This window comes from Mesorhizobium sp. M2A.F.Ca.ET.037.01.1.1, from assembly GCF_003998075.1.
In the GTDB taxonomy this organism is placed as follows: domain Bacteria; phylum Pseudomonadota; class Alphaproteobacteria; order Rhizobiales; family Rhizobiaceae; genus Mesorhizobium.
In genome coordinates, this window is record NZ_RZSA01000188.1 from 1 (window position 1) to 8,449 (window position 8,449).

The 8,449-nt window shown below is 60.3% G+C and carries 10 protein-coding genes and 1 pseudogene; 4 read left to right on the forward strand and 7 right to left on the reverse strand.

All coding sequences use genetic code 11. The annotated features are described in order from the left end of the window. On the forward strand, positions 1-871 hold an 871-nt coding region (locus EOA27_RS11980), incomplete at its 5' end, for a DNA polymerase IV (protein ID WP_127256264.1). A 64-nt stretch (positions 872-935) separates the two neighbouring features. Here the strand turns inward: EOA27_RS11980 and EOA27_RS11985 are convergent. Both EOA27_RS11985 and EOA27_RS42070 read right to left on the reverse strand, forming a co-directional pair. Further along, a complete protein-coding gene (locus EOA27_RS11985) occupies positions 936-1,439 on the reverse strand; it encodes a hypothetical protein (protein ID WP_126082385.1) in 504 nt (167 codons plus the stop codon). Positions 1,440-1,545: 106 nt separating this feature from the next. Further along, positions 1,546-1,806: a hypothetical protein gene (locus tag EOA27_RS42070; protein ID WP_245491073.1), complete on the reverse strand. Its 261-nt coding sequence runs from the start codon at positions 1,804-1,806 to the stop codon at positions 1,546-1,548. Between EOA27_RS42070 and EOA27_RS11990 the strand changes: the two genes are divergently transcribed. After that, positions 1,694-2,641 carry a DMT family transporter gene (locus tag EOA27_RS11990; protein ID WP_245491072.1) on the forward strand — a complete coding sequence of 316 codons (948 nt, stop codon included), beginning with the start codon at positions 1,694-1,696 and terminating at the stop codon, positions 2,639-2,641. The two genes, EOA27_RS42070 and EOA27_RS11990, sit on opposite strands and share 113 nt — an antisense overlap. Here the strand turns inward: EOA27_RS11990 and EOA27_RS11995 are convergent. After that, a complete protein-coding gene (locus EOA27_RS11995) occupies positions 2,592-3,839 on the reverse strand; it encodes a hypothetical protein (protein ID WP_210214147.1) in 1,248 nt (415 codons plus the stop codon). The two genes, EOA27_RS11990 and EOA27_RS11995, sit on opposite strands and share 50 nt — an antisense overlap. A 204-nt stretch (positions 3,840-4,043) precedes the next feature. Here EOA27_RS11995 and EOA27_RS12000 point away from each other — a divergent pair, with 204 nt between their 5' ends. Both EOA27_RS12000 and EOA27_RS12005 read left to right on the forward strand, forming a co-directional pair. Further along, the gene (locus tag EOA27_RS12000; protein ID WP_126082382.1) at positions 4,044-4,256 is read left to right on the forward strand and encodes a hypothetical protein; all 213 of its coding nucleotides are present in this window, start codon (positions 4,044-4,046) and stop codon (positions 4,254-4,256) included. 347 nt (positions 4,257-4,603) lie between these two features. Beyond that, positions 4,604-5,467, forward strand: a complete 864-nt coding sequence (locus EOA27_RS12005; protein ID WP_127256270.1) for a methyltransferase domain-containing protein — start codon at positions 4,604-4,606, stop codon at positions 5,465-5,467. A gap of 95 nt (positions 5,468-5,562) precedes the next feature. On the opposite strand, the gene EOA27_RS12010 is transcribed toward EOA27_RS12005, so the two are convergent. The 4 genes and pseudogenes from EOA27_RS12010 to EOA27_RS12025 form a co-directional block, all read right to left on the reverse strand. After that, positions 5,563-6,186 (reverse strand): class I SAM-dependent methyltransferase, encoded by a 624-nt coding sequence (locus EOA27_RS12010; protein ID WP_126082380.1) that lies wholly within the window; start codon positions 6,184-6,186, stop codon positions 5,563-5,565. A gap of 2 nt (positions 6,187-6,188) precedes the next feature. Further along, the gene (locus tag EOA27_RS12015) at positions 6,189-6,653 is read right to left on the reverse strand and encodes a GtrA family protein (protein ID WP_126082379.1); all 465 of its coding nucleotides are present in this window, start codon (positions 6,651-6,653) and stop codon (positions 6,189-6,191) included. Positions 6,654-6,658: 5 nt separating this feature from the next. Continuing rightward, the gene (locus EOA27_RS12020; RefSeq protein ID WP_245467033.1) at positions 6,659-7,609 is read right to left on the reverse strand and encodes a glycosyltransferase; all 951 of its coding nucleotides are present in this window, start codon (positions 7,607-7,609) and stop codon (positions 6,659-6,661) included. Between the two features lie 43 nt (positions 7,610-7,652). Beyond that, positions 7,653-8,449, reverse strand: a pseudogene (locus EOA27_RS12025) (glycosyltransferase family 2 protein); the annotation flags it as partial.

Here is an 8,449-nt window from a genome sequence, read left to right on the forward strand (position 1 = left end):
CGCCGGCACCGAGCGGCTGCATGGCATGCCGCCGGCGCTGGTGCTGGCGCGCTTCGCGCAGACGGTGGAAAAGGAACTCGGCATCACCGTCTCGGCGGGCCTTTCCTACTGCAAGTTCCTGGCCAAGATCGCCTCGGATTTCCGCAAGCCGCGCGGCTTTTCCGTGATCGGCGAAGCGGAGGCGCCGAGCTTTCTCGCCGCACAGCCAGTGACGCTGATCTGGGGCGTGGGCAAGGCTTTGGCCGCGACGCTGGAGCGCGACGGCATCCGCATGATCGCGCAATTGCAGCGCATGGAGCGCGGCGACCTGATGCGCCGTTATGGCGTCATGGGCGACCGGCTCTACCGGCTCTCGCGCGGCGAGGACGACCGCCCGGTCGACCCCGGCGGCGACGCCAAGAGCGTGTCGGCCGAAACCACTTTCGATAATGATATCGGCGCCCTGTCGGAACTGGTGCCGGTGCTGCGCGGCCTGTCGGAAAAGGTCTCGGCCCGGCTGAAGAAATCCGGCATTGCGGGGCGCACCGTGGTGCTGAAGCTGAAGACGCAGGATTTCAAGCTTCGCACCCGCAACCGCCAGCTCGGCGATCCGACGCGCCTTGCCGACCGCATCTTCCAGACCGGCCTCGACCTGTTGCGCCGCGAAGCCGACGGCACGAAGTTCCGCCTGCTCGGCATCGGCGTCAGCGATCTCTCCAATGACGACAAGGCCGACCCGCCCGACCTGGTCGACATCCAGTCGCGCAAGCGCGCGCTGGCCGAAGGCGCGATGGACACGTTGCGCGACAAGTTCGGCAGGAAAGCCGTCGAGACCGGCTATACATTCGGCAAGGGCCGCGCCGCCAATCCGCCCGAGCCGCTGGAGGATTGAGGTTTCGAGCAATTCCAGGAAAAGTGTGAGCGGTTTTCCGTCCGGAATTGCGTCAAAGCAAAGGTCAGTTGCGCTTCAGATCGATCCGGCTGGTCACCACCATCTTGCCGGTGGCCGGATCCATGTCGGTCACCGTCATGCGCATATTGTCCGGCCCGATCTTTTCAACCGTCAGCTCCGCGTCGCGGTCGCCATTGACGACTTTCGCCCAATGGATGTCGAGGTCGATCGCATCGCCCTTGCGGCTTCCGTTGAGCCCGGCGGGTCCGCTGCGCGAGCCGATATAGGTGCCGGTGTAGCTCGCCCCGCTGACCTTCAGGTCGGCGCGGATCTCGCGCGACATGATCAGCAGTGCGCGGCAGGTGCCATCAAGCGACAGCGAGTCCGCCGTCGCGTCCGAGGTGAAGGTGCAGTTGATGTTCATCACCGGCGTGTTCGTCCTGATCCTGAGCGTTCCCTTGCCGGAAAACTCACCCTGCAGCGTACGCAGGAAGGCCGCCTCATCGGCATGCGCGCCGGTCGCGCACAAAAGACAGGCGGCGGCCAGCAAGGCGGCGGTCGATTTCATCAAGATGTTCCCCTCTCGCGATCACTAGTACCATTCCAGGAAGAGTTTGAAACGGTTTGGCCGGCTCCTGCCGACGGAAGGCATGGGCTTAACGGATGCCCAGGCGTCAGGTTCCGCCGCGGCGATGACTGTTTTTTGACACGAATCCCTGGCCCAGTGGAATGACGCCGCTAACGGTTGCAGCCCAGGTCTGGGCTTGCGAGATAGAGGCCCAAATGGCACCCGCTCCCTCGATCCCCAAAGCCGCATTCTGGATGGCGCTGTCAATCGCCTCCTTCCTGGCGATGACCGTCGCCGGCCGCGCCACGACCAGCGATCTCAACGTCTTCCAGGTGCTGGAGCTGCGCTCGGTGATCGGTTTCTTCATCCTGCTGCCGCTGGTGATGACAAGCGGCGGTTTCCCGGCGATGCTCACGCAACGCCCGTTCACGCATATCGCCCGCAATGTCATCCACTATACCGGCCAGGCGGCGTGGCTCTATGCGCTGACGCTGATACCGCTCGCCGTGCTGATTTCCATTGAATTCACCACACCGATCTGGACGGCGGTTTTCGCGGTCGGTTTTCTTGGCGAACGGCTCTCCAAGCCCAGGCTGACGGCTATCGTGCTCGGCCTGATCGGGGTGATCATCATCGTGCGTCCAGGCGTCAGCTCGGTCAACCCGGGGCAGCTCATCGTGCTGGGCGCCGCGGTCTGCTTCGGCTGTTCGGTGGTCATGGTGAAATCGCTGACGAGGACAGACAGCGTCGTGCGCATTATCTTCTGGATGCTGATCATCCAGTCGGTGCTCGGCCTGCTGCCCGCGCTCTACGAGTGGCGCAACCCGCCGCTCGCGCTTTGGCCATGGATCGTGGTGATCGCTTTCACAGGCATGTCGTCACACTTCTGCATGGCGCGCGCACTGGCCTATGCGGACGCCACCCTCATCTCGCCGATGGATTTCCTGCGCGTACCGCTGTCGGCGTTTGTCGGCTGGCTGCTCTATCACGAACAGATCGACATCTTCACCGCCGGCGGCGCGGCGCTGATTCTGGCCGGCAACCTGCTCAATTTGCAGCGTAAGACGCCGAAGGAGGCCGAAGTCGCCCCCCCTAATTGGCCAACGTCCGTCATACCGGCGTCGTCAGGCCGCCGATTGGATGACGCTCGGCTCAGTCATAGACGCCTTCAAACAGAAGATCGTTGTCGCTACCGGGTTTGAAACGTCCGGCATAGAAACCGGTAGGCAACAGCAAAGCCTCGCCTGCTGGGTCGTGCAAGGTCACGGTCTTTGGTCCGGGCGAAAGTTGAAGTGGCGGTGCAAGCACCTTGCCGTCGACGTCGACCTGCCCCGACAGCTGAGTGCCATCTTTGTTGTAAAGCGCATAGCTTCCAGCGATCGGAACGTCGAAAATCTTGCGCTCGCCGGGCTGAAGGCGGACGCCCGCTATCCTGAGATTCGGCGCGATCCTGACATAACCGTTCAAGATTAGAGGCGCGACCACCGGATAGATATAGTCCATCCTGTAAGACCAGAGGATCAGCTTCGGCGGGGACTTGCTCAAGACACTATACGCTTCGGAGCGGCCGCTTTCCCGCAAGGTCTTGAGCACATAATGCTTGTCGAGCCACAAGGTTGTCGGCTCCATCCGGTTGGGCAGCATTCCTATGCCGTCGAAATACCGTTCGTCCGATGCAAGCAATGACTCCGCGCGCGCCACCAGCTCGAGTTGGGCGGCATTGTCGATGCGAAGGTAGAGCAGGTTGACGACGAAGCTCATGGCAATGGCGGCGGCCAACGCCGCCCATGCGATGCGCAGGTAAAGCACACGGGTCGCGAGGCCGTCGAGCATTGTCAGCGACCAAAGCGACATGAACGGCAACGCCATGATGAAGACATAAGGCCACGGCTGGTCGTGCGCGAAGACCAGCACCGTGATGACGACGGAGAAGATCAGCGCAATGCGCCTTCGTTCGTCCAACTTCATGATCTGCGTTAGGGACAGAGCCATGCCGGCGAAGCAGAGGACGTAAAGAACATAATTGCGCGCAAGCGTCTGCAATACATAGCGCCTCAGCCCTCCATAGTCACCACCCCCGCGCCCCGCGATCTCGATCGGGCCGAATATGAGGTTCCTAGCAATCGGAATGGGGTCGGCGCCGCCAAAGATGAAGCAGTAGGCAATTATCGGAATAGTCCAACCTGAAACGAGCCATGCGCCGCGCACGACACCTGCCGTGTAGCGTCTCATCAAAGCCGCGTCGGCGACCAGACCGAGCCCGAGTGCCAGGTTGAAATAAATTGATTTCTGCGTCGCGAGGAATGCCAGGCCGCTGAGGACGCCAGCGGCGACGAGCTGCCATCCCTTCAATTCACGCGCCCGCAGGACGACCAGCAGCGCCGCCACGGCGAAGAACACCGCCAGCGGTTCGGCGATGGTGCGAAAAATGCGCTCCATGAAATTCGAGAAGCACAGGAGGATGAGGACGATGATCAAAGCCCGGTTCCGGTCCTCCCCGAGCGCGCGAGCGCAGGCATAGACCATGGCCACGGTCGCGCATGCCAGCAGGGCGGTTTGGATGCGGCCGACAAGCAGGATCGACGTGGCATCCCAGCCGATTAGGTGGGCGATCTCGTAGAAGATCGCATAACCGACCGCCTTGGGATGCCAGATCGTATCGAAAAGGCCGTCAGAGAAATATTTTGCCCATCCGAGCTGGACGAATTCGTCCATGACGAAGCGAGCGTTCCAAGCCAAGGTGAAAAGCAAAATGATCTTGAGCGCGATCAGGACGCCCAGAAAAATCATTGCCTTGCGCCGCCCGAGACCGAATAGCTCGGTTGATCTGTGTGTAAGTGCTTGCGTGTCCAAGATACCACCAAAACCCTGGCTCAGACAGGGCCACCCGCATACCGCCGACTGCGCCCCCCGATCGCTACCGCCCCGCCCGCGACCGGCGAATTTGAAGAGGGCAACTCCATCTCGGCGTTAAAGTGGTTACTTGCCCGAACACCGTGCCGAACCGCGTTGCGTTATCTTGGTCGCTCATGTGGATCGTGGGTTCTTACCGAGTCCGCCCGTTTAGCTTGTATCGACTTGACTTTAGCAACTGTTAGCCTTCGCCTGTTAAGAAATGCCTATATACATGCATGGTAACCTGCTCTCCCAAATAACGTGGAGACTTGAAAGGACAGCGCGTGCTGCAATCCAAATTCACGTCGGGCCTTGTCTGCCCAACCTGCTATGCAGAGCTCGCGGCCGGCCCAACTACCCTAACATGCAAGTCTTGCTCCACCATCTATCCCATACGACAGGGCATTCCGTTCTTTGTCGAGCCACCGGCGAGGCAAGGCTTCGACGCCAGCTTCCATGAAGAGGTGTATGCCGGCACCAGCACCCGCGCCCGCCTCTACAATTCGCTGAAACGACTCGTCACAAGCGAGTATTCACCGCATGACACACTGAACTCGTTTCTAGCGTCGGTGCCTGAACATGCCATGGTCATTGAGTTCGGCTCCGGCGCTCGGCGCATCCGCTCGGACGTGCTCAATATAGACTTGTTCCCCGCACCGAATGTCGATCTCGTCGCGAATATCGAGCACACCCCCCTTTCGAGCAACTCGGTCGACTACGTCATTCTGGATAGCGTGATCGAGCATGTTCCCAATCCCGCTGCGGTGGTCGATGAAGTGCTGCGCGTCCTGAGGCCAGGAGGCAAGCTGCTGTGCATCAATCCGTTCCTGTTTCCGTATCATGGCTACCCCGCTCATTACTGCAACTTCACGAAGGACGGGATCGAGCAGCTTCTTCGGCGGTTTGGAAGCATTGAGGTTCAGACGCATCAGGGACCGACGACCGCTATCGTCAACATCCTTTCCGAGTACGTTGGGGTGATTGTGGGTCGGGAGAGTCGGACCCGCTACATGTTGGCGAAAGGCGCTGTGTTGACGCTAACATTCCCGCTCAAGTTCATCGACAAATTGCTTGTCGATCGCCCGGAGAGTCATCGGATCGCTAGTATGCTCAGCACCATTGCGATCAAATAATTCGACTGGCGTGTAAGTCCGCACGCATCGCGTCTAACACCCGCGGCACAGGCCGAGAGGCGGTGGCATTGATCGCGGGGTAATCGGTTTAGAGACTACCAAGTCAACACTTCGCAATAGTTCGGCCAGTCCGGCAAAGCCGATACCCTCTGTGCTTTCGGAAAATACCGTCGCGCCATGACTGCAAAGTCCGAGCGTGAAAACAGCACGACATGCTTGTCTCCGGTTATGTGTCGGTCCGCAAGAAGCGACAACGAAGCGCGCACGCCACCCGGCTCAATGTCCTTCAATATGATCTTCCGGCAAGCCCAGCGTTCGCAGCTGTTGGCCAGCGACTTGAAGAACGCGCCGCGTTGATCGACTGGCACATGATGGATGACGTCGGAAATTGTCACGGCGTCGTAAAGCCCGGTTACGGTGGCGAGATCAGTCGCAGGCAGAAGTTCAACCCTCGCCCGATTTACGTCGCTTAAGAATGTGCCGATTGAAGGAGCCAGATCGCACATCGTAACCGCCAGGTCAGGGCGTCGATTTAGGAGCCGCTCGATAAGCGCGCCATCGCCGCCGCCAATATCCAATATCTTCGCGCCGTTCGGCAATTCGCGATCAAGAAAATCGGCAATGAGGTTGAGATTGACGAACACACGACGATAGACATTGCCAAGCGGCTCAAAATGGCGACCAAGAACCTTACGTGCAACCTGACCTGGTGCCAGCATTCTTACTCCTCGTTTCTCAAGCGGACGGCTGATGTCAGCAGATAGAGACGCGGTAAGATGGCCCAGTGCGCAGCGGCAAAGTTCCAGACGAATAGGGCGATAGTGGCGATTGGAGTGGCAACCGCAACACTAAGACCGAAGCCGGAACACAGGACAACCATCATGGCCACCGAGATTGGATAAGCCGCCACTACGCCTCCTACGAAACGCGTGAATGCATTCAAGCGAAGTGGCTGGGCAAAGGTGAACCGGCTGTGCAATGCGTATCCGATCGGCGTTACAGTCACGAACGAAACCAGGATGCCCAGCAGGTAGTGTCCCCCCAAGCGATCGACCGCAATCATGATGGCGTTATGCGCAATGGCGCATATCAGCCCCACCAGCGTGTATCGCCACCCTCGTTCCACAAGCGGTCTTCTGCGGGGACCCGCGCCCTGCTCATCCTTGGGCATAGCTGGACCAGACATTGGCGTCAGAAAGCCCCTGTCAGTTTCGCCCGAAGCCGACAAATGACACGCTCCCACAAGCGCGAGTCACGCAAATAGCGCCTCATGCCGCCCGGTCCGAGCGAGAATACAACACGCGCCGCGCGCACCAGTGCCTTCAAGTCACCGCCCGATGCAGCGGCCAGCGAGACATTGACGCTGATCGATGCCCGGGCAGTAGGTTCAACCAGGCGCCGGCTGCTAGCCGGAAGCTGGGGAAGATGGCGTTCCATGACAATTTGCATTTGCGACCGGAACTCGCTGACGTCACGGGACCCGGTTACAGTAAGCGAACTGCCGTGAACCCGAAAGGCCGTCGTGACCTCGTCGTGATAAACGACTGGACCGGTACTGGCGAGTTTCGCCCAGATGTCCCAATCCGCCGTATACCAGAGTTTCTCATCCATGCCCCCGCACACCAGCCATGCGGTTCGGCGAAATATCGGAGCGGGCACAGAGACAAAGTTTTGCACAAGCAGCCGCTCCAACAAGAATTGAGCTCCGAGCACCTTGTCGGCCGGCAAAGGGCAGTTCCAGCGTCCAACTCGGTGTCCGTAGCGGTCAATGATGGCGGTCGGAGCCAAATGAAGCGCGACTTCGGGCGAGCCATCGAGCCAGCGGCGGGCGGCCTCGACGCGCCCGGGCAGCCACAGATCGTCTTGGTGAAGGATGCAGACGTGATCAGCGGTCGCTAGCTCGACGCCCAAGTTGGTCTTCGTCTGCCAGGGCGTGAGGTCTCGTCGCTGAAGCAGCCGGAGCGGTATTCGGTGGTCAAATCGCTCGACGATGGCAGCCGTAGCGCTCGTCGGGGTGCTGTCGATGACGATTATTTCCAGATTGCCGGCCGGCTCGGCAACCAGCGAGTCAAGTGTTGCTTCAATCCATGCCGCACCTTCGTGCACCGGCATGACCACCGACAGGAATGGCTTTTCGTCCACTGAGCCATCTGTTCGAGCCTCAGTTTGGGCGCCAGCCGAACCGTCAAATCGCACGCCTGTCACCCAGATTATCAAGCAGCAGCTTGAGCACGAAGCCGGACAGCACCATGGACATACCTGCCACGCAGACAGTGGTGGTGACAAAGGTCAGGTGCACCGACTGCTCCATCGGGCCACCGACAAATATCCAGTGCAGCGCCAGCAGCGCGTCTGCGACAAAGCCGACCACCGCCAGCGCACCGCCGGAAAAAACCAGCCATTCCAACGGGCTGCCACGCATCAGCCAGGGCACGACTCGGCCCCCGTGGACTGGCTGATAGATAGCGATTGCCACCTTGGCCAGCATACCGAACAAAATCGCCGAAAGGCCTATCAGCGTCGCCATGGAGGAAAGCGCGACGAAGTGAATTCCGAAATACCAGCCACCGATCCGCACAGGCCCGGCTGCGAGGACCGACAGCCCGGCAATACCGGCTACCAGCAAGGTCGCCCCCGGTATGAGGTACATGGTGTCGGGCGCATGGGCCACGATCAGCCGCAGGTGCCTCCAGCCGTCGCGGAACGAGCGCAGGTGAGGTGGGCGGCCGCGCTTGTCCGGATAAAGCTTGATCGGCACCTCGCGGATCACCAGGCCCGCGCGATGGGCGTTGATGACCATCTCCGAGGCGAATTCCATCCCGGGCGAGCGCGCGCCTATCCTGCGGAACGCTTCGCGGGTAAACCCGCGCATGCCGCAATGGAAATCATGTATCGGAGAGTGGTGGAGCCAGCGGGCAATCGTCGAAAGGACAGGATTGCCGAGATACCGGTGCAGCGGCGGCATGGCCCCAGGCTCGATAC